At 41.7% G+C, this 21,090-nt stretch carries 17 protein-coding genes; 8 read left to right on the forward strand and 9 right to left on the reverse strand.

The window, feature by feature from the left end; genetic code table 11:
• Positions 1 to 9 precede the first annotated feature (9 nt).
• Positions 10 to 2,199: a catalase gene (locus tag CLV32_RS15965; RefSeq protein WP_133557335.1), complete on the forward strand. Its 2,190-nt coding sequence runs from the start codon at positions 10 to 12 to the stop codon at positions 2,197 to 2,199.
• Between the two features lie 481 nt (positions 2,200 to 2,680).
• Here CLV32_RS15965 and CLV32_RS15970 read toward each other — a convergent pair whose 3' ends face one another.
• On the reverse strand, positions 2,681 to 3,160 hold the full coding sequence (locus CLV32_RS15970) for an ankyrin repeat domain-containing protein (protein WP_133557337.1): 480 nt from the start codon (positions 3,158 to 3,160) through the stop codon (positions 2,681 to 2,683).
• Between the two features lie 110 nt (positions 3,161 to 3,270).
• Here CLV32_RS15970 and CLV32_RS15975 point away from each other — a divergent pair, with 110 nt between their 5' ends.
• Complete coding sequence (locus CLV32_RS15975) at positions 3,271 to 5,082, forward strand: glycoside hydrolase family 15 protein (RefSeq protein WP_133557339.1); 1,812 nt, start codon at positions 3,271 to 3,273, stop codon at positions 5,080 to 5,082.
• 1 nt (position 5,083) lies between these two features.
• A complete protein-coding gene (locus tag CLV32_RS15980; protein ID WP_133557341.1) occupies positions 5,084 to 5,860 on the forward strand; it encodes an SDR family NAD(P)-dependent oxidoreductase in 777 nt (258 codons plus the stop codon).
• Here CLV32_RS15980 and CLV32_RS15985 read toward each other — a convergent pair.
• The 3 genes from CLV32_RS15985 to CLV32_RS15995 are packed head-to-tail and all read right to left on the reverse strand — an operon-like array spanning position 5,857 to position 10,351.
• Positions 5,857 to 8,001: an ATP-binding protein gene (locus CLV32_RS15985; RefSeq protein ID WP_166641956.1), complete on the reverse strand. Its 2,145-nt coding sequence runs from the start codon at positions 7,999 to 8,001 to the stop codon at positions 5,857 to 5,859. The genes CLV32_RS15980 and CLV32_RS15985 overlap by 4 nt on opposite strands.
• Before the next feature lie 24 nt (positions 8,002 to 8,025).
• Positions 8,026 to 9,765, reverse strand: coding sequence for a S41 family peptidase (locus tag CLV32_RS15990; protein ID WP_133557345.1), 1,740 nt, complete (start codon positions 9,763 to 9,765; stop codon positions 8,026 to 8,028).
• Positions 9,766 to 9,796: 31 nt separating this feature from the next.
• Complete coding sequence (locus tag CLV32_RS15995; protein ID WP_133557347.1) at positions 9,797 to 10,351, reverse strand: hypothetical protein; 555 nt, start codon at positions 10,349 to 10,351, stop codon at positions 9,797 to 9,799.
• Between the two features lie 161 nt (positions 10,352 to 10,512).
• Between CLV32_RS15995 and CLV32_RS16000 the strand changes: the two genes are divergently transcribed.
• Both CLV32_RS16000 and CLV32_RS16005 read left to right on the forward strand, forming a co-directional pair.
• On the forward strand, positions 10,513 to 11,484 hold the full coding sequence (locus CLV32_RS16000; RefSeq protein ID WP_133557349.1) for an aldo/keto reductase: 972 nt from the start codon (positions 10,513 to 10,515) through the stop codon (positions 11,482 to 11,484).
• A gap of 41 nt (positions 11,485 to 11,525) precedes the next feature.
• Positions 11,526 to 12,341: a helix-turn-helix domain-containing protein gene (locus CLV32_RS16005; protein ID WP_133557351.1), complete on the forward strand. Its 816-nt coding sequence runs from the start codon at positions 11,526 to 11,528 to the stop codon at positions 12,339 to 12,341.
• 5 nt (positions 12,342 to 12,346) lie between these two features.
• On the opposite strand, the gene CLV32_RS16010 is transcribed toward CLV32_RS16005, so the two are convergent.
• Complete coding sequence (locus tag CLV32_RS16010; protein ID WP_208111030.1) at positions 12,347 to 14,545, reverse strand: B12-binding domain-containing radical SAM protein; 2,199 nt, start codon at positions 14,543 to 14,545, stop codon at positions 12,347 to 12,349.
• Positions 14,546 to 14,735: 190 nt separating this feature from the next.
• Between CLV32_RS16010 and CLV32_RS16015 the strand changes: the two genes are divergently transcribed.
• Complete coding sequence (locus CLV32_RS16015) at positions 14,736 to 15,161, forward strand: DUF2846 domain-containing protein (RefSeq protein WP_133557353.1); 426 nt, start codon at positions 14,736 to 14,738, stop codon at positions 15,159 to 15,161.
• Positions 15,162 to 15,207: 46 nt separating this feature from the next.
• Here the strand turns inward: CLV32_RS16015 and CLV32_RS16020 are convergent, their stop codons facing one another.
• A complete protein-coding gene (locus CLV32_RS16020) occupies positions 15,208 to 16,785 on the reverse strand; it encodes a hypothetical protein (RefSeq protein ID WP_133557355.1) in 1,578 nt (525 codons plus the stop codon).
• A 1-nt stretch (position 16,786) separates the two neighbouring features.
• Entirely contained in the window at positions 16,787 to 17,656 is an 870-nt protein-coding gene (locus CLV32_RS16025; protein WP_133557357.1) for an ABC transporter ATP-binding protein, read from the reverse strand.
• A gap of 307 nt (positions 17,657 to 17,963) precedes the next feature.
• On the opposite strand from CLV32_RS16025, the gene CLV32_RS16030 reads away from it, so the two are divergent.
• Entirely contained in the window at positions 17,964 to 18,896 is a 933-nt protein-coding gene (locus CLV32_RS16030; RefSeq protein ID WP_243732335.1) for an aldo/keto reductase, read from the forward strand.
• 62 nt (positions 18,897 to 18,958) lie between these two features.
• On the forward strand, positions 18,959 to 19,855 hold the full coding sequence (locus tag CLV32_RS16035; RefSeq protein ID WP_133557361.1) for a helix-turn-helix domain-containing protein: 897 nt from the start codon (positions 18,959 to 18,961) through the stop codon (positions 19,853 to 19,855).
• A gap of 32 nt (positions 19,856 to 19,887) precedes the next feature.
• On the opposite strand, the gene CLV32_RS16040 is transcribed toward CLV32_RS16035, so the two are convergent.
• Entirely contained in the window at positions 19,888 to 20,289 is a 402-nt protein-coding gene (locus CLV32_RS16040) for a rhodanese-like domain-containing protein (RefSeq protein WP_133557363.1), read from the reverse strand.
• An 86-nt stretch (positions 20,290 to 20,375) separates the two neighbouring features.
• Positions 20,376 to 21,017 (reverse strand): class I SAM-dependent methyltransferase, encoded by a 642-nt coding sequence (locus tag CLV32_RS16045; RefSeq protein ID WP_133557365.1) that lies wholly within the window; start codon positions 21,015 to 21,017, stop codon positions 20,376 to 20,378.
• Positions 21,018 to 21,090 lie beyond the last annotated feature (73 nt).

Below are 21,090 nucleotides of genomic sequence, written 5' to 3' on the forward strand. Positions count from 1 at the left end.
TTTAAAGATATGGCAACAAAAAAGACTCCCGCTACAGCGGTAACACCATTATCAAACGCAAAAGTAGATGACCTTTCTAAAAATACCGTCGACCCTGCTGGTACACATTTGACCAATAACCACGGTCTTAGAATTAATGATGATCAAAATTCGCTAAAAGCAGGTCCGAGAGGTGCTACCCTTCTTGAAGATTTTCTGCTTCGGGAAAAAATCACACATTTTGACCATGAACGTATCCCAGAGCGAATTGTTCATGCACGCGGATCGGCAGCACATGGTGTATTTAAGGTGTATGAATCGCTGTCGGAAATTACACGTGCAGATTTCCTGAATGACGTGGCGGCAGAAACGCCTGTTTTTGTTCGTTTCTCAACTGTAGCCGGCTCCAGAGGTTCTACCGATCTTGCCCGCGATGCGAGGGGTTTTGCAGTCAAATTTTATACTCAGGCAGGAAATTTTGACCTTGTAGGCAATAATATACCAGTATTTTTTATTCAGGATGCGATTAAATTCCCGGATCTTATCCATGCGGTTAAACCAGAGCCAGATAACGAAATGCCTCAGGCAGCATCTGCTCATGATACCTTCTGGGATTTTATTTCGTTGATGCCCGAGTCAGCGCACATGATTATGTGGGTAATGAGCGATCGGGCCATACCCCGGAGCTACCGAATGATGGAGGGTTTCGGCGTTCATACATTTAGACTGATTAATTCCGCCGGTAAGGCTTCATTTGTTAAGTTCCACTGGAAACCACTTCTGGGTGTGCATTCTGTTGCCTGGGATGAAGCGCAAAATATCTCAGGTAAAGATCCGGATTTCCATCGCAGGGATTTGTGGGATGCTATCGAAAGCGGTGCTTTTCCAGAATGGGAATTAGGGATACAGGTGATTCCTGAAGAAGACGAACATAAATTTGAATTCGATCTGCTTGACCCTACTAAGCTTGTTCCTGAAGAACTTGTTCCGGTGCAACGTGTTGGCAAAATGACCCTGAATAGGAATCCGGATAATTTCTTTGCTGAAACCGAACAGGTGGCATTCCACGTGGGGCATGTAGTGCCAGGCATTGATTTCACCAATGATCCATTACTTCAAGGAAGGTTGTTCTCTTATACCGATACACAGTTATTGCGTTTAGGAGGCCCGAATTTTCATGAAATTCCCATTAACCGACCTGTGGTTCCAGTAACAAATAACCAACGTGACGGCCATATGCGTCAGACGATTAATCGCGGGAAAAGTAGCTATAACCCGAATACCATAGCGAATAACGAACCGGCGCAGGCGAAGGCTGCTGACGGGGGCTTTGTGTCTTATTCTGAACGTATAGACGCAAGAAAAGTTCGTGAAAGAAGTGACAGTTTCTTCGATCACTTTAGTCAGGCCAGACTATTCTTTAACAGTCAGTCCGATCCTGAGAAAAATCACATCATCGACGCACTAACATTTGAGTTGGGTAAAGTAAAGACCTTAGCAATCAGAGAGCGGATGCTGGGTATTCTGGCACAAATTGATGATGGTATCGCCACAGCGGTAGCATATGGCTTGGGCATGCATGTTCCACAGCATCCTGAGCAGTTTACTAACCAGAGTATCCCTGCGGATGCAGATCCCGAGGCGTACCGCTCTGTACAGGTAGAAAGTTCGCTACTTAAATCTGAAGCTTTAAGTATGGCCAATACGGTTAAAGATAGTATTAAGACCCGGAAGGTGGCTATTTTAGCGGCAGATGGGGTAAATGAGAAATCGTTAAATACTGTAAAAGATGCTATTGTTGCGCAAGGTGGAGTAGTTGAAGTGATAGCGCCGAGGTTGGGCTATATTGTAAGTGAGAACGACAAGCAAATTCATGTGGACCAAAGTTTTCTGACGGCGGCATCAGTACTGTTTGATGCAGTCTATGTTCCCGGAGGCACTAATAGTGTAGCAACGATTGAGGCAGAAGCCGATGCAATTCATTTCCTTAATGAGGCATTTAAACACTGCAAAGCCATTGCGGCTGATGAACAAGCTATGCAGGTTTTGGAGGCAACTTATTTTAGCAAGAAACTTCCGCCTGATTTTAGCGATGACAGTGTGATTAGTGAAGGCATAGTAGTAAGTGGCAACGCTAAAAAGTTGTCTGAACAATTTATAGTGGCTATTGCGCAACACCGTTTTTGGGAGCGTGAAAAACCCAGGAAAGTGCCGGCGTAAAGCCAGCCAATTCACGGGTACATATGCCGGCTTCTGCACAAGGAGCCGGCATTTTTTGTGCCCATTACCTCATTCTTTTGTCGCAATTTCAGGCCGATGGCGTATAGGACAACATTCATATACATAGCGATTAGCAAGCAGTTAGCAAGCAATTAAGAAGCATTTTGACGCCCCTTTGAGCCGGCATTGACCCGGGGTTGACGCCCCCTCGACCCGGCTCCTGGCCACGTCAACCCTGAGTTAAAGCAGCGCTAACACAGCTATTAAAGCGGCGCATTATAGTAGTATTATCCAGAGTATATCCTTCTTTTTCAAAGTGTTGTTGTAAAGTTGATCGAAATTTGTTTTAGCTATCAAAGTTCGTAAAAGGGCAATTGAATCATTACGGAGCTGTGAGCCTCTGTTTTAGGTAGGCGGAATAAGGCAATGGAAACCCAGCCCCGGGTTGGGGTACGGAATTGGCAATAAGAGAAATAGATTATTATCCAGCTTGCTCCAGCATGCTCATGGCTTCTTTATTACCCTGCTGCATGGCCAGATCGTACACGTCAAGTCCACGTGAATCTTTAATCCGCGCATTTGCTCCGTTATCGAGTAACAATTTTACAAGATCGTTTCTCCCGAACATCGCAGCAAACATTAAGGCTGTTCCGCCATTTCCGTGTTGCAAGTCGAGGTCAGCATCATAGCTGATCAATAATGCTGCGGCATCATGATAACCTTTAAATGCAACTCCCATCAATGCTGTGTTGCCACCAGCATCTTGTCCATTTACATTCGCTCCGGCTTCCAATAGCAGTTTTGCTGCCTGCACCTGATGGTTATATGTAGCAATAATGAGCGGTGTAAAACCTTTTTCATCATTTACTTCGAGATCCACCGACTGCTCCAGAATTTCCGTTAACAGGGGTAAATCGCCGGTACGGCAGGCACTGAACAGCGCAGTAGTTATAGGTTCCATAACAGAGATCTAGCATTTAAGTTGCTAAGTTAACACTGATTGGCCATGCTTGTTTAGAATCCTTTTCATAAATCGGAAAAACTTAAGCAGCATTTTTCGGTTACTTAGCTATGGCCAATACATCAGGTTACCTTCCAATAGAAGATTATGGTATTATAGGAAATATGAAGACCGTTGCATTGGTTTCGCTGGAAGCATCGATAGACTTCATGTGTTTTCCAGAATTTGACTCCCCAACATTATTCGCTGGTTTACTTGATCAGGAAAATGGAGGCAGCTTTAAGATTGTTCCTCAGATGGAAAACTGTAAAACCAAGCAACTATATATTCCAGGCACAGCAGTGTTGCTAACGCGTTTTTTCTCTGACGATGGCATTTCCGAAATTACCGACTATATGCCGGTAAAGGGATTTGCTGAGAACAGCATCTGTGCAATTGTAAGGCATATTAAGACAATTCGGGGGAATGTTACCTATAAGATCCATTGCGATCCACGCTTCGATTATGCCAATGTAGCTCACAAACTAGAGAAAAAGAATAAACAGGAACTTGTTTTTACAGCTATTAACGACGGAAATACTATGGCGCGTTTACTGGCTGATTTTCCGCTGAACATAAAAAAAGGAACCGGTTACGCAGAAGTAACTATCAAACAGGGTGAACGTTGTACTATAGTACTTGAATCATTAAAGGAGGCAGATACTGATGACTTACGGGAAATCGGATTCTATACCGGAGGAACTTACCAGGAGACGGTTAATTTCTGGAAGATGTGGATCAGTAAATCGACTTACTCAGGTAGATGGACGGAACTTGTGAACCGCTCTGTGATCACCCTAAAGTTGCTTACTTCTGCAACACATGGCTCTATGGTGGCCGCACCAACGTTTGGTTTACCCGAAAGTATTAAAGGTGATCGCAACTGGGACTATCGATTTAATTGGATCAGGGATGCCGCTTTTACCATGTATGCATTTCTCAGATTGGGTTTTACAGAGGAAGCAACCAAATTTCTGGGTTGGATCCACGAGCGGTCTACAGCCAGGCAACTTCATTTGGTTTACGCTATTGACGGAGCGGAGGTAATGGAAGAAACGATATTAAAACACCTGGAGGGCTATGAGCAAACTAAACCTGTACGTATCGGGAACGCTGCAGGGGCACAATTACAACTTGATATCTATGGTGAACTGATCGATACGATCTATATTTATAATAAAAACCACGCCAAGATCAACCACGAGTTGTGGCAGACGATAGAACTGCATATTCAGCACGTCATCAGAGATTGGAAGAAACCGGATCATTGGATCTGGGAATTTAGAAACGGCAAAAAACATTTTCTGCATTCCAGGCTGATGTGTTGGGTGGCCATGGACCGCGCAATTAAAATAGCGGTTGATCGCTCCTTTCCCTACCCCGCCGTGGAATGGAAAGAAGTGCGGGATCAGATTTACACCAACATTTATAATGATTTCTGGAATGAAAAGTTGGGTGCCTGGGTGCAGTATAAAGGAGCGGACACTGTAGATGCCTCTGCCCTGCTGATGCCGCTGGTACATTTTATTACACCTGATGAGCCACGTTGGGTGTCGACACTCGAACGCATTGAAAAAGAATTAAGTACAGATGTGTTACTGTACAGGTATGACAACAAGAAAATGAAGGATGGTTTGAAAGGTGAGGAAGGAACTTTCAATATGTGCTCCTTTTGGTTCATTGAAGCGTTGGCAAAACATAAACAAACAGATAAAGCATTGGAATATTTTGAAAAGATGACGGGCTACGCCAATCATCTGGGGTTATTTAGCGAGCAGATCGGCAAACGTGGTGAGCATTTGGGTAATTTCCCGCAGGCTTTCACGCACCTTGCGCTCATCAGTGCGGCTCTGGAACTTGACAAACAATTGGATAGAATTTAAGATGAAGAAATTAGCAGATAAAATTGCCCTGATAACGGGGTCAGACTCAGGTATAGGAAAGGGTATTGCCATTGCATTTGCACGTGAAGGCGCCAAGGTTATCGTGTGTTACCACAGTGATCAGGAAGGTGCCAGGGAAACCCTTGAAGAAGTGCAGACACTCAGCCCAGACTCAATACTCATTAAAATAGACGTTAGTTCAGAAAAAGATAGCGAGAAGAAACTGGATAAGGTTATTGCAGATTTCGGAGGACTTGACATCCTGGTAAATAACTCCGGCGTAAATGGATCAGGAATTCCTGTAGATGAAATGACAACGGCTATTTTTGACAAAACAATAAAAACAAATCTCTATGGCACGTTTTTTTGCAGTCGGAAATTTGTGCAGCATCGCAAGGCTGTAAAGAAGCCTGGAAAGATCATCAATATTTCATCAGTACATGAAGAGATTAATGCACCCGGAAATGCAGACTATAATGCTTCAAAGGCTGGCATTAGAAATTTTATGCGTACGCTGGCACTGGAGGTTGCCCCTTTTGGCATTAACGTCAATAATATTGCTCCCGGCATGATTATGACACCAATGAATCAGAAAGCGATTGACGACAAAAAAGCTTTGAAGAAAGCGGAGAAAAACATCCCCTGGGGCCGTGCCGGACAGCCAGAAGAAATCGGTTTCCTTGCTGTGTTTCTTGCTTCTGCCGAATCAGACTATGTTACCGGAAGTACATACGCCATGGATGGTGGCCTGATGATTAACATCGGCCAGGGTGCCTAAACTGATTGCAAAGGCAGTGAGATCACAAATGTTGCACCCTGATTTGGTATAGATTCAACATGAATCTGCCCTCCATGTCCTTTAACGATGATGTCGTAGCTTAATGACAGACCTAATCCCGTTCCCTCTCCTGTTGGTTTGGTCGTAAAAAAAGGTTGCATAATTTTGTCAAGCTGTGCTGTTGGGATACCTGTACCATTGTCTGAGATACGAATTTCGACAGATGTCTGTTGTATCATAGTGTGTATCGATAGTACGGCTATAAAACCATCGCTATTTTTTTGTTTTTCGTACAGGGCGTAGAACGCATTGTTGAAAATATTCAGGAGGACCCTGCCAATCTCCTGTGCAGAGATAGGAATTAACGGAAGTGGCACAGTTAGCTCCTTATTAATGGTAGCAAGGAAGGTGTTGTTTTTTACCCTAAACCCGTTATAAGCCAGCTTACTATATTCTTCCACCAGCAGGTTAATGTCTTCCGGCTGGTGTTTAGTGGTGCTGCTTTGGGTATGTTGAAGCATTCCCTTTACGATAAAATCAGCACGCTGGCCATGGTGGTGAATTTTTTCAAGGTTTTGTCTGATGTCTGCGGCAATGGCCATTGCCTCTGTTTCATCTCCATTTTTAAGTTCCGTTTCCATCTCCTCTATCAGCTCCTGACTTACCTCGGCAAAATTGTTGACGAAATTAAGCGGATTCTGAATCTCGTGTGCTATACCTGCTGTGAGCTCGCCAAGTGAGGCCATTTTTTCAGCCTGGATTAATTGGTCCTGCGTCTGTTGCAAATGGGTCAACGACTGACTTAATTGATGTGTACGCTCCTGTACCTGTTGTTCCAGGATCTCATTCTGACTGGCCAACAGCTCTTGTTTTTCCTGTTCCTGTTTTAGACTCTTTTTAGACAACTCTTCAACCTCGATCAATTTATACTGTAGCATCTGGCTGTCCAACGCAAATTCCCTACCCAAGAAAAAAGAGATCCCCAAGGGTGGGCCGAGCATGGCAAGACTCGTAGATACGATAAAAGATAACTCAGGTGTAGACTTGAAAGTATAAATAATATACACGTAACAGAAGACTCCGACAAGACCCACGAGAAAACCCGTTGCTACAATCAATGCACCTCTTCTTTTATGGTAAACTGCACTAACGGTTAATGCGAGCTGAACACAGGTGAGCAAGAGTGCAACCAGCGTAATTGGAATAGCATCAGTATGCTCATCGAAAGCTCCCAATAGGCCAAGAAAAAGACAAAGTGGCGTAAGTACAAGTAAATGCCAATGTGTTTTAAAATTGAAGAGCGTATAAAGCGCCTTGATCGCAAATAGCACGCTTATGATGTAAAAAAGAATGTTTAGAAAAAGCGTAAACACCTGGCGATCCATAAACTGTGCATGCGTAGAGATGATGGTACCTACAAGGAATAGTGCAAATAAAAGTGCGTAGCCGGCAAAATACAGGTTGGCTCGTTGGCTGGGATTGTACTTCAGGAAGATAAGATGCAGCAATGCAAGTAAGGTCAGAATCCCGATAGCAACACTAGCTCCGGCATCAGTATTTTGAAAATAACTCATATTCCTAATCAGTTGTGGCGTGTTTGTTAAGCGCGCGAACAGAAAAGGTGGAAGTGTATATCCGCCAACCCAAGCCATGCTTTGTTGATTTGCGTAGCGGATTGCAAGTACCTGATCACCAGAACTCGTTAGCGGCAGTTCGATAGGATTGACTCGGTCGAGGTAATTTTTGCCGTCTTTTGTTATAGGATCTATCAGGCCACGCTTTCCAATGAGTTTTCCATTTAAATAGACTTCGATGGCTCCGGCACTTCGCAAGGTTATTCCTGCAGTGCGCTGCAAATTTTTCGGCACACTGAACTTTAAGCGAAGCCAGCAAATGCCCGATCTTAACTCCTCAGGGAGATCCGGAATATTGACCGTTGGATCGACCGACTTCCAGGTCTTTGTAGACATTCCAGAATCTGCGTATGCTACATTGTCACCAGTACGATAAACCCATCCTTTGTTGAGTAACAGGCCACGTTCACCTAGTTGGTAAACCTGCAGGTGAGTTCCCTCCTGACTTTGCGCTTGCGCAAAGCATGCAAAAAACATCAAATACAGAAAGCAGGTTATTCTTTGCATGTGAGCGAAGTTCATTTTTGTTACTTAATTAGTCGGTTCTGAAATTACTTTAAAAGCTGTTTCGGCAAGCAAATCTCTATTTTTTTGGATACTTTCCACCGTAGGCTTTACGATAATATCAGGCAAGATACCAATACGTTGGGTTTCTTTGCCATCAGGATAATAAATTCCCAGACCAGAAAACCAGATCCTGGCGCCATTGGTCATATTTATAGTAGTTTTAGTGCCGTCGGCACCCGCAGTTTGGCTGCCAACGAAGATTACACCTGGAACCTGTTTAAATATCATTGCCCACAATTCCTCAGCACTTTGGGTGTATTCGTTAATAAGCACCACTACTTTACCTTTATAATAATCTGGGTTTTCTTTTCCGATATATTTATACGTTTCATGGATGATGTGATCGCGGTACGCAAACTTTCCGGGCATATTAAATAAAGGCTGGGTTTTGATCCCAAACAAAACTGGCTTTGGAAGCAGATAGTCAAAAGTCTTTAGCAAGGTGCCGTCGTCATTATATCCGCGCAGATCAAATACAATTCCCTTTTTATCCATAAAATTTTTCATGATGCTATCTACCTTTTTAGGCTCCACCATGGAGAATTCTACATAGCCAATCTGGTCGATCGTCTGCTCGTAAACAGCCCTTTTTTGTTGCTCATCATAGTAGGTTAACGGATAGCTTTTGTCTTTGTAGACCAGCTTGGTATCGGGAATTCCGTCTTTATCCCATTCCTGAAAAAAGATACGTTTGACGCGTTTAAAAGATGTATGTAATGTGCCGCCATTAAGCTTCCTACCTTCCACATTAACCACTGTTTCGGTTCCGCTAAACAAAAAATTATAAGCTTCACGTCTTGTTATGGCAAAATTTGATGCTGGTATGAATTTTTTATATTTCTCGATCACATCTGCCACTTTTTCACCATTGATTAAACTGATTACATCGCCTAATTCTATGCCCGCAACCTTACATGCTTCGGCATTGACAATCTTGGTGACAACTACCTCGTCTCCGCCCAGCTGAAATTTAAATGGAGCGGTAAAGGCCCCAAATACATTATAATTATAGGTTGGGTCGATACTTGTATGGCTATCATTGATTGTTGCTGAGAGCAGTGTCAGAACCTTCTGGTAGTCGGCTTCCTTTTCTGCCAGTGTAAATGCGGGAATATAATTTTTAAGCACCTGATCCCAATGAATATCTAGCTCATATTTGTAGGGGTAAAAGTAGTTGATTACATTCCATATTCTAAAAAGATTGAGAATTCTATAGGGGGCGGTATTGAGCTGGTAGAATTTTTCAGTTGTTGAAGAATAATATAACTTTTCGCCACTAGAACTCCAGTAATTACCAACTGCCGGGCGCGTAACCATTTCCTCCAGAGTTCTCTTCTGTCCTGAGGTGATTAGCGTATTTTTTTTAATCCAGCTGAGGTCGAAGTTCCTGAGGTCGAGCGAGTCAAATGGAAAACCCTTTACATCTACTGCATCATAATTAGTGTTTTGTGCTAGTGCTATCCAGATTTCCAGTGTCTGACCAACAGTTTTTTTATGTGGATCTATCAGTGTACTGAGGAGAATCTGGTCCCAATCCAATTTACCCTGCGATACCGCAGGCTGATAATATTTCATGAAACCCCAGACTTTGCCCAGGGTATAAAGTTCAGTATTGTTATAGGTGATTTTAAGTGCAGGTTTTTTAACCTGGGCAATGCTTGCAGTGCAGAAAATAGAAAGCAATAGGGACGCTAGGAATTTCATGCAGGCAATTTACTTATTTATCATTAGTAAATTAATATTCCGATGCGTCGATTGTGAAGCGATATTGAATGTCGGCAGTAAAGTCAGGTTCGTCCGAGACCGCTGTTATTATAAACTCGAAAGTGGGCTCCATGCCCGTTTCCTGTTCAGTTTCGCCGGCTAATACAGCGAACTTATACCATCCATTAGGTAGTGAAATCCGTGTACTTCTTTTCTCCAGCGTTACTAAAGGTTCCGCTATGAAGTTTCGCAGGTAAGGAATGGTGTACAGATAAATAACCCCGTATTTTACCTGCAATTTATATCCGTCTTGCTGCAATTGCAGTTGATTTTCTGCTTTCAATAACTCTGGGCTGTTCCCATTTAAATTGAAATAGACTGTATAGGGGTAATTGCTAATGCCGGTTAAAGGTATCATCACACCCTCTTCCACAACACGGTCTCCTTCGTCTGTTGTGGTGAACTCTGTAATGAGGTCATCTGGTAATTGATGTTTTCTTTTGAAGTCCATTAATAAATAAGGGTCACCAATTAAAAAATAATCTACCAGGTCATTGAGTACTTCTTCGAATTTTATCAGGCTCATAATAGTTAAGTAACAGGCAACATATGTGCCAGCAATACAGGGTTGGCGGATATTATATTGTAATATACCCTGAGCCGTAGAGACAAGTAAATTGAGCCGTGCGCGAAAAACTAAATCAATAAAACAGGCCATCTTTGATTTTTAACAAAATAGAATTGATCATGGAAAATAATATTAAAATCAACCTCGGACATAATGGTCCTTTGGTATCAAAGCTTGGATTAGGTTGCATGCGCATGTCATCTGTATGGGGAGGTCCTGTAAATGACGAAACAGAAAGTATCGCCACCATTCGGGCTGCACTGGATAGCGGCATCAATTTTTTGAATACTGGTGATTTCTACGGTGCTGGCCATAATGAGCTCCTTGTTGGGAATGCTATTAAGGGTCGAAGAGATGATGCATTTATTAGTGTTAAGTTCGGAGCAATCTTCGATAAGGGACAGTGGCTCGGACTTGACCTCCGACCAATAGCTATCCGAAATTTCATCAACTATTCTTTAGTCCGCCTTGGTATCGAAACTATTGATCTCTATCAGCCTTGCCGTATAGACGATAGTGTACCTATGGAGGATATTATTGGCACAGTAGCAGATTTGATCGCTGAGGGGAAGGTACGCTATCTGGGTGTTTCGGAGATAACAGCAGACCAGTTGCGAAAAGCAAATAGCATCTACCCAGTAACGGCACTGGAAATTGGTTATTCGTTGGCCGACAGGCAAATTGAACAAGATCTTCTTCCAACTGCAAAAGAATTAGGCATTGGTGTTGTGGCTTTTGCCAATACCGCTGAAGGATTATTAACCGGAGAAATGCATTCGCCACTTGCTGCCGATGACTACCATGGACATTTCTCTCGCTTTCAAGGGGACAACTTAATTAAGAACTTAGAGAAAGTTGATGTGCTTAAAAGCCTTGCAAAAGAAAAAGGTTATTCTCCCACACAATTGGCCATCGCTTGGGTTAATGCACAAGGTGGGCATATTATGCCATTGGTTAGCATGAGTCGGAGATCCCGTTTGCCGGAAAATATCCAGGCAGTGGGGATTCAGTTTGATGAGAAGGAAATGGAATTATTAAATAGCACTTTTGCACAGGGTCAAATACTCGGTAGCACTTATCTGCAGCGTTAACGGGCGGGGCGTAAAGCCCCGTCTTTTTATATATTTGTATCATGGTGAATCCTACTGTAGTTCTTCCCGGCATCATCTTTAATGCCTATCTTTCTTCTGTAAGGAAAGACAAGGTTGCATTTATGGAACACACTACGCTGGTATTACAGGTCTCTGGACGTTTTACCATGCAAACGGCTACTGAAAAGTTTTCCATGGATAAAGGTGGTATGCTACTGATTCGAAAAAATCAATTGGGGGAACTTACTAAAATGCCCTTGAACGGCGAAGATTATCAAACGATCATTATTTGTTTGAAAGAGGATTTATTGAGGCAAATCGCATTAGAAGGGCGGATAGAACTTGATAAAAAATATATAGGTCCGCCTAATATTGTAATTCCTGTAAACGACTATTTGTCGGCATTCTTCCAATCTATACTTCCTTATGTTCGTCATCCTGATGAAAAGATAACTGAAGCTATTGGTATCTTGAAAGTTAAGGAGGCTGTACAGTTGCTTTTGCATACAGTTCCTAACCTTCAAGAGTTTCTCTTTGATTTTTCTGAGCCTCATAAAATCGACCTGGAGAAATTTATGATTAGCAATTTTCATTATAATGTGCCGCTGCAAAAATTTGCGCAACTGACGGGAAGAAGCCTTGCGGGATTTAAACGGGACTTTCAAAAAATATTTGATATGGCACCGCGCCACTGGCTTCAGGAAAAGAGACTGCTTGAGGCTAAGCACCTAATCGAGACAAAGCATAAAAAACCATCTACTATTTATCTGGACTTAGGATTTGAAAGCCTGGCTCATTTCTCGCATTCTTTTAAGAAAAGATTCGGGAATCCACCTACAGAGCGACTAGCCGGCTAATAACGTTATAAAATTAAGAGTCCAAAGTCTCTGAGGGTATTAATGGGTTTAGAATACCAGAATAATTCAAAGTGCTCCATTGTTGCTTCGAAATCAATTTTTATTTCCTGAAAAGTATGCACCTGAGTATTGGCAACCCCTATCCGTTGCAAGATATCGAATAACCACGCTCCTTCTGCCTGATTGGTCTGAATTGAAAACGTTTCTTTCTTATCATGAAAAGTAAGCGTCGTCACTTCAAAAGTGTGACCTTTCTTGTGTTTGGTAAAGGTTTCAAGCTCAGGCTTCCCTCCTAACCAAACAACTTTCGCTGTTGGTTTGGTATTGAACATACTTTCCTCTTTTAGCGCTTTTTCAATGAAGTCTGAAGGCACCATCACTCTTGGAATTTTGAAATCGAACCAATCCTGTAATTTGTAATCCAGACAGATACCATGCATAAAATTATAAAGCGACTTTTTTAACCCGAAACTGAACTTACCGTGATCGATTCCCGTTTTATCCGTGTAATTGATATCGTTGTTGGCGAAAGTACCAATGTCATCTGTGTCTTTAACTACACCAAATTTCTCCGGGTAAAGACCAACGGGACTATGTGCGGTCATGGCAAATTGATGCCAGAATCCCGACTGCAGGACACCTGCTTCAAACAGTTGTCTTACCATTTCCAGGCTGTCTACGGTTTCCTGGATGGTTTGCGTTGGGTAGCCATACATCAGGTAAGCATGTACCAGAATGCCTGCTTCGGTAAAATTCCGCGTTACTCGTGCAACTTGCTCAACAGAAACACCTTTGTCAATTAGCTTCAATAACCGATCTGATGCTACCTCAAGGCCGCCGGAAATTGCTATACATCCAGATGATTTAAGCAGGATACACAAATCTCTGGTAAAACTTTTTTCGAAGCGGACATTCGTCCACCAGCTTACAGAGATCTGTCTTCGTAAAATTTCCAAGGCGACCTCACGCATCAGTGCTGGCGGTGCTGCTTCATCAACGAAATGAAAGCCGTTCTGGCCGGTTTGTAGTATTAAATGTTCCATCCTGTCGACGATCATTTTCGCAGCAACGGGTTCGTAAACCTTGATGTAATCCAAAGAAATATCGCAGAACGTACATTTTCCCCAGTAGCAACCATGCGCCATGGTCAGTTTATTCCAGCGTCCATCGCTCCACATACGATGCATTGGATTTACAATCTCGATTACAGAAATATACTGGTCCAATATCAAATCGCTATAATCGGGTGTGCCGACATCGGACTGCTTATAATCATTTCTTAGCGCGTCGTTTCTAAATGTTACTTCACCGTTTTCTAACATGAAAGTTCGCTTATAAAGATTAAAGGGCGACTTATTTACGATAGCATTGTAGATCAGCTCGACAGGCAATTCGCCGTCGTCTAAAGAAATGTAATCGAAGAACTCAAATACCCGCTTATCTGAGAGTGACCGCAATTCGGTATTCGGAAAGCCACCGCCCATAGACGTTTTGATCTCCGGATATCGTTGTTTGACATATTGTGCAGACCTGAATGCAGCATACAGATTTCCTGGGAATGGAACAGAAATCAGAAATAATTTAGGTTGAATAGCCGCAATTTTCTGTTCCAGAATATCAATCAGGAGTTTGTCCATATAGGTATAGTCCTGATTTAAAGCATTGTAAAGTTCGTCAAATGAATTGGCACTTCTGCCTAGTCGTTCCGCATAGCGACTGAAACCAAAATTTGGGTCTACACATTCAATGATAAAATCGGAGATATCTTCAAGATAGAGTGTTGCTAAATGCTTTCCCTTATCTTGTGTCCCCATAGACCCGAATGCCCAGTCAAGTTCTTCCAGCTGACTGAACCGTGAAGCTTCAGGCAGGTAGTCGCCCTGACAAATCTGCAAAGCCAGCGTTGGGCTTTTGCCTTGTAAAAATGTGATAACTGCATCAATTGTTTTGATGTATTCATCTTTTAAAGCAAGGATCCGCTTAGCATTCTGGCTTTTCGCTTGTTTGCTTAAGTCGGCATAGGAAAAAAGATCAGTCAGTCCTTTCCTGGAAAACAGCGCCAGGATAACCTCTATACCTAAATCTGCCTGTGTTGACGATATGTTTTTAGTATTTAAAAAACCTTTAATATAGGCAGTTGCCGGATACGGGGTATTCAGCTGGGTAAACGGTGGGGTAACGAGGAACAGGTCTGTCTTCAACATGGTAGTATTTCGACACAAAAATATCCAAAATAATTTATAAAGTGGATTAATTGCAGATTGGCGACAATGAGTTATAAAATAATTTTTTTAGCAGGTTATTGAGAATATCACTAATTTTAAGGGGCGATATACTGGTGCTAACATTATAGAATCGCAAACTCATGTTTAACGAACTTAATCATCTAAAAAAATGAAATCAATCAAATTATTCTCGCTACTAGCATTCTGCCTATTCAGCTCTTTTTCTGCATTTTCGCAATCTACAAGTGGGCAGGTTTACTTAATCCGTGCGACGGGATTTACCGGGTCTGCTGTTAATTATTCATTTTATATCGATGGGCAATTAGTATGTAAGCAAAAGAATAAATCTTTTTCTGTACACGACTTAAGTCCTGGAGAACATACGATCAGTGTTTCCAGTGGGGGTATATCAAACGGAAAGAAATCAACACCTTTAAAAGTAACCGTTGTTGAGGGAAAGATCAACTATGTGAGTGTGGTAAGCACTCAGGCTGGTTATGCGAATAAAATCACTTGTCAGGAGATCACAAAAAATTCAGCTGATCCTGCTCTGGCTAAGAGTAAACAAAAAACCGATTGCCTGGCTAAGGAATAAAATCAATTAAAACTGAGCGTCTGGTTAACACAGACGCTCAGTTGCCTTATAGATGTCTGGTTTGGTAACTTCTTGCAAGCAGGCTAAGCACAATTAAAGCTATATTGATTGAAAATATACTCAGTACTAAGGTTATGTTAGTATTATGGGCGAAGCTGCCGAGGTAATCCGATATTGGCAATCTGTTCAACACAGAATACGTCAAAAGAAAAAATAAGACCTCAAAAAGTTTCTTTCCGCCAGTCAATATGCCGAGCATCACGGCAACAAGAACGATCAGAGATATACCATTTACGATGCTCAATATAGAATAGATATTTGAATTTATCGCGCAGCGGATTATGATGGGCAAAGATAAAGTTATTGCCAAAATCATGGCAGCCAATATCTGTGCTGGTAACATACGTAACACCGGCTTGTATGACGCATAAGCGAAATAATGAATCCTGTTTGTTTTCTCTTTGGTTACCAATTCTGAGAAACGTGTTACCTGCAGAAATAAAAGGATAGGCAGCAGATAACCATAAGCGATGTTGAGAGGAACAGCACACATAGCTACCCATATCGCGGCATTCAGCAACCACATCCCTCTTTTACCTTGTCTGATCAACAGTAAGAGCTCTGTTTTTATAAACGGTAAAATACCATAGTCAAACGAAAGCATCGGTAAAGCCGATAAATTGAACTCTGCTGATTTATTTGTCGCCTGGCCTATCTCAGAGATCGTTACCTTTTTTTTCTTCCTTTTAGTTATTGTTTCGGTAAAGTCGAACCGATGAAAAAAAAGTGACGATATATATACCAGTGCGATTCCCAGACCTACCCAAAATAAACGGCTGAATAGAAATATGGCAGACCAGTTTAGTCCTGGCCACTCAAAATATTTAAATGTCCTGTGACCACTGAAGATAAAGCCAAATGAGATTCCCTGGATATTTTCGTGATGATGCATGTTGATATACTGTGTCACACTTTTCGTCATCAAACTTAAGCCAAAGGGGTCAAATACTCCGTAGAGATTGTGATCGCCTTTCTTATTAATCAAGCCCATACAAATACCACAAAGAAAAAAGTAGATGATGAATTGCAAAATATTGCGTTTACCAAGAAATACTTCGCCTACTACAGCCAATGCAGCTACAACAAATAGTGCAGGCACTGCAAAAAACAGATACGGGAATATGAAATCAGTCGGGATAAATGGATACCCTTTTCCACGCATAAAGAATACTCCAATGCTTACCAGGAAAGTGATACCTGCGATAGTAAGTAAAACAAGGTAATTGCTAAGCAGCTTAGCGAGCAGGTATTTGAAGTTGGAAATTGGCGATGTCGCGATGATTAGTCCTACTTCGGTATCAACGTCCTTCTTTATACCACTGTTTACCAGCAGAAAACCGTAAAAACTCAGCATCACTGTTGTCATGATTCCCGAGACAAACCCTACCCATGCTGAGTTGTTGACGCCCTTATATCCTGAAGCGCTTAGGGTGGTGTAGTTAGCTGTGTCTGCCGGTACAAAAGAATAGGCCATAAAAACGGTAACACCAAGGGTGATCAAGAAAGAGTAGCTCCGCGTTCGTTGCATGTAATCTGCTTTAACGATATTAAAAAAATACTGCATTTTAGCTGCTTTTGCGGGTTAGGAACAGATAGGCATCTTCTAGAGTAGCTGTTACCGAAGTTGAAGCTTTGAAAATGCGATCGGGTGTACTGATATAGCGTACTCTGATCTTATCGGATAGCCGTGTGGTATCGATAACTTCGTATTGGGTTTTAAAGGAGTTCAAATCAGCATTACCTAGCATTACTTCGAATATGCGGCCTTCCGCCTGTTTAATAATATCGTGTTGTGGCGCATGCGTTAAGAGCTTCCCATCCTGCATAATGGCAACTTGATCGGCAATGGTCTCAATATCTGATACGATATGCGAGGAAAGGATGATTATGGAGTCCTGCGCGAGATCGGCGATAAGTTGTCTAAATCGCATGCGTTCTTCGGGATCTAGCCCCACCGTTGGTTCGTCGAAAATTAGCACTTTCGGATCGTTAAGTAAGGCTTGGGCGATCCCTATACGCTGTTTCATACCTCCAGAGTAGGTTCCTATAGGCCTCTTCGCATCTGCACTCAGGTTCACTCCTTCCAACAACATATCGATACGTTGTTTTAATTCCTTGCCGCCAATACCTTTCATGGCTGCTATGTAGGTTAAAAATTCGTAGGCATTGAGGTTTGGATAGACACCGAAATCCTGGGGCAAATAACCAAGAACTTTTCGAACAGCATCTGGATTCTGGACGATGTTAACGCCATCCAGAAGAAGTGTACCTTCTGATGGCTTACTGATGGTAGCGACAATCTTCATCAGCGTAGATTTACCTGCGCCGTTTGGCCCTAGCAATCCTAACACGCCTTTGTCAATTTCAATCGAATAGTTGCTGAGCGCAGTCTTCGCGTTGTATTTTTTTGAGAGGTTCGTAATTGTAAGCGCCATGTTTAAGTTGTATGGCGGTATGACGAGCTTGACAGAAAATATGTTACAGCATTTGAGCGTATTATTTATCCGGATGTTATTGAAAAGCGGCCTTGCCTAACGCAGCTCATGGTGATCATGCCATATTCCCGCTTTCAAAGGCCTATAATATCCTTGTTTTGCATACACTAATCGTGGATTTGCATACACCCCCCTCTACTATCTTCATGATCTTTGATTTGTTAATATCAATAAAATGGAAATTAAGAAAATAGCACTAGGAAATGCGGGACTGACAGTCCCGATAATTGGTTTAGGTTGCATGGGAATGACCGGTTTCGAAGATGGGCATATGTATGGTCCGGCTGACGAACAGGAGGCAATTGCAACGATACATCGATCGTTAGCATTAGGCGGTAACTTTTTGGACACGGCAGATCTGTACGGTCCGTTTAAAAACGAGCAACTGATAGCAAAAGCCATTGGAGGCAACAGAAAGAACTACATTATTGCAACTAAATTCGGCTGGGAAATTGATGATAACAACAAAGTAACATGGGCGATCAATGGTAAAAAAGAATATGTAAAAAAAGCATTAGAACGCTCTTTAAAGAATCTTAAGACCGACTATATTGATCTGTACTATATGCACAGACTAGATAAATCTACCCCCATTGAAGAAACCGTTGAAGCTATGGCTGAACTGGTAAAAGAAGGAAAAGTTGGTTACGTAGGGTTATCGGAAGTATCTTCAGAAACTGTCAGAAGAGCCCATGCTGTCCATCCAGTTACGGCAGTACAAAGCGAATATTCTTTATTTGAACGTTCTGTGGAAGAACGTGGAGTCTTGGCAACTTTACAGGAGCTTGGGATTGGGTTTGTTGCTTATTCACCATTAGGGCGTGGTTTTTTATCAGGCCAAATACGCAGCATAGATGATCTGCCTGAAAATGACTTCAGGCGTGCGATTCCACGTTTTCAGGAAGAACATTTCTATAAGAATATCGAACTGGTCAAGGCTATCGAAGTTATGGCGGCAGAAAAGCAGGTGAGCGCTTCTCAATTGGCATTAGCCTGGATTATCAGCAAAGGGATTCTCCCTATCCCAGGCACCAAGCGCGTAAAATACCTGGAGCAAAATATTGCGGCTGCATCCATCGCGCTGAGCGATCCGGATCTCGCAAAATTAGAAAATATTATTCCCTTGGGGACTGATACAGGCGACGCCTATGACGAGTTTAGCATGGGACTTATTGATTAATTACTGATAAGGCGGCATGAAAAAATACCGCCTTATTATATACTTATAGTTACATTCGTATCATGAATTCAATTAAGTCTGTTTCAGAATTTCACCGGCTTTTGTCATTACCAGCACCAAAGCATCCTTTGGTGAGTGTGATTAATCTGGCCGAGAGTGTTTTCCTTGAAGACGAGGTTTGGAAAGGATTTGTAAATCGTTTTTACTGCGTCGCGCTGAAAAGGGAAGCAAAAGGTAAAATCAAATACGGTCAACAGCACTATGACTATGACAAAGGGGTTTTAAGTTTTACGGCACCAAATCAGGTTCAATACCTGGATCTGGAGACTATGGAATGCGGATCTGGATATTTACTGATCTTCCATCCCGATTTTCTGCTTAAACATCCTTTGATAAATTCAATTGGCAATTATGGATTTTTCTCTTACGCTGTCAACGAGGCTTTGCACCTTTCGGCGGAAGAAGAGGATGACCTGATTTCAATTTTAAATAAAATTGATAAGGAATGTGTTCATATTGACAGACATACCCAGGAAATAATTTTATCACAAATTGAGCTACTGCTTAACTATTCTAATCGTTTTTACGAGCGGCAGTTCATTACGCGTAAAAACAACAACTATCACTTACTGGCGAAATTTGAGGCATTAGTTGATCAATATTTTAATGAAAATGGATCTGTCCAACGAGGATTGCTGACTGTTCAGCATATTGCAGAATCAATGAATCTCTCTCCAAACTATTTGAGCGACTTACTTCGGATTCATACTGGTCAAAGCACCCAACAGCACATTCATGGAAAAATGATTGATAAGGCAAAAGAAAAGTTATCGACCACAGATTTGACGGTAAGCGAAATTGCTTATGAACTCGGGTTTGAACATGCTCAATCTTTTAGTAGTTTGTTCAGGAAGAAAACTAATATGTCGCCGCTGGAATTTAGACAAGCATTTAATTAAATAAAATCTGTTTACTTAACCTATAGATTTATTCAGCAGGCGCATTCAATGCCTTTTTTCTCAGTCGCATTGGAAGCCTTGTCACCTTCGGTTGCGTATCCATCAAATTTCCACCATTCAATGCCACCAATCAATTCTTTAACTTTAAAGCCCAATCTTGCCATATTGAGTGCTCCTTTTGTAGAAGCATTGCAGCCAATTCCATCGCAGTATGTTACATATAAGGTTTGTTTGTCGAGATGTTTCGTGCTTTCTTTGTTCATCTCGGGATGGGGAATATTGATTGCATTAGGGATATGCTCTGCGAGGAAACCAAAGTCTTTTCTTGCATCGATCGGAATAATATTTTCACCATTCTTCAAAGCATCGAATAGATCCGAGGCATCCATTTCAAAAGCCAGCTTGTTTTCGTAATATTTTATCTGTTCGTTCATGGCATTACACAATTTCTTAAATAAAGTTATTGCTTTAATTGGATATAGTGAAAAGATAAGAAAGATGACGCCAATTGTAGACGGACTTAAACAGATCTTTTTTTTCCTACAAATCTTACTACTGATGCATCTCCATTATGATATTGTCCTTCATTTAAAATAATGTGTCGTTCTTCTAAAAGCAGTATTTCAAAATCTTTAAAGTCAACTTTTAACTCATCAATTGAAAACAACATTGCTAATTCCTTTGGTCCTGCGGCTTCTGTATTTATTGAATTAATTTGCAGCTGATTTTTGCTGAAGGCTTCTAAAATTACAGTACCTCCAGGTTTAAGGTAACTGATTAATTTCTGGTGAAAAGTCGATCTGCGATCTGCGGCGAAATGAGCATATATAAGACCAATAGCGTCGAATGACTCGTCAGTAAAATTCAGCATCTCCAAGCTTCTCAGTTCGTATTTGATGGATACATTGTTTTCTACTGCAAGATTTAGTGCTTTTATCCTCCCCTCTTTGCTAATATCAAATGCTGCAACATCCCAATTTAGTTGGGCTGCAAATACTGCATTGCGTCCTTCCCCTTCGGCAGGCATTAGTATCTTTCCAGGCTCGAGTTTTTCAAGCCACTCTTTGAAAAATAAGTTAGGTATCTTTCCGTATGCAAATTCAGGATTTTTGTATCTGATATTCCATTTGTCTTTGTAGTTTTCGTCCCAGGATTTTTCCATTTTTATATGATCGTTTTGTACTTAGACAAAGCTAGCAGATGCTGGATATCCGCAAACAGGACAAAACTGAGGT

This window comes from Pedobacter duraquae, from assembly GCF_004362245.1.
Classification (GTDB): domain Bacteria; phylum Bacteroidota; class Bacteroidia; order Sphingobacteriales; family Sphingobacteriaceae; genus Pedobacter; species Pedobacter duraquae.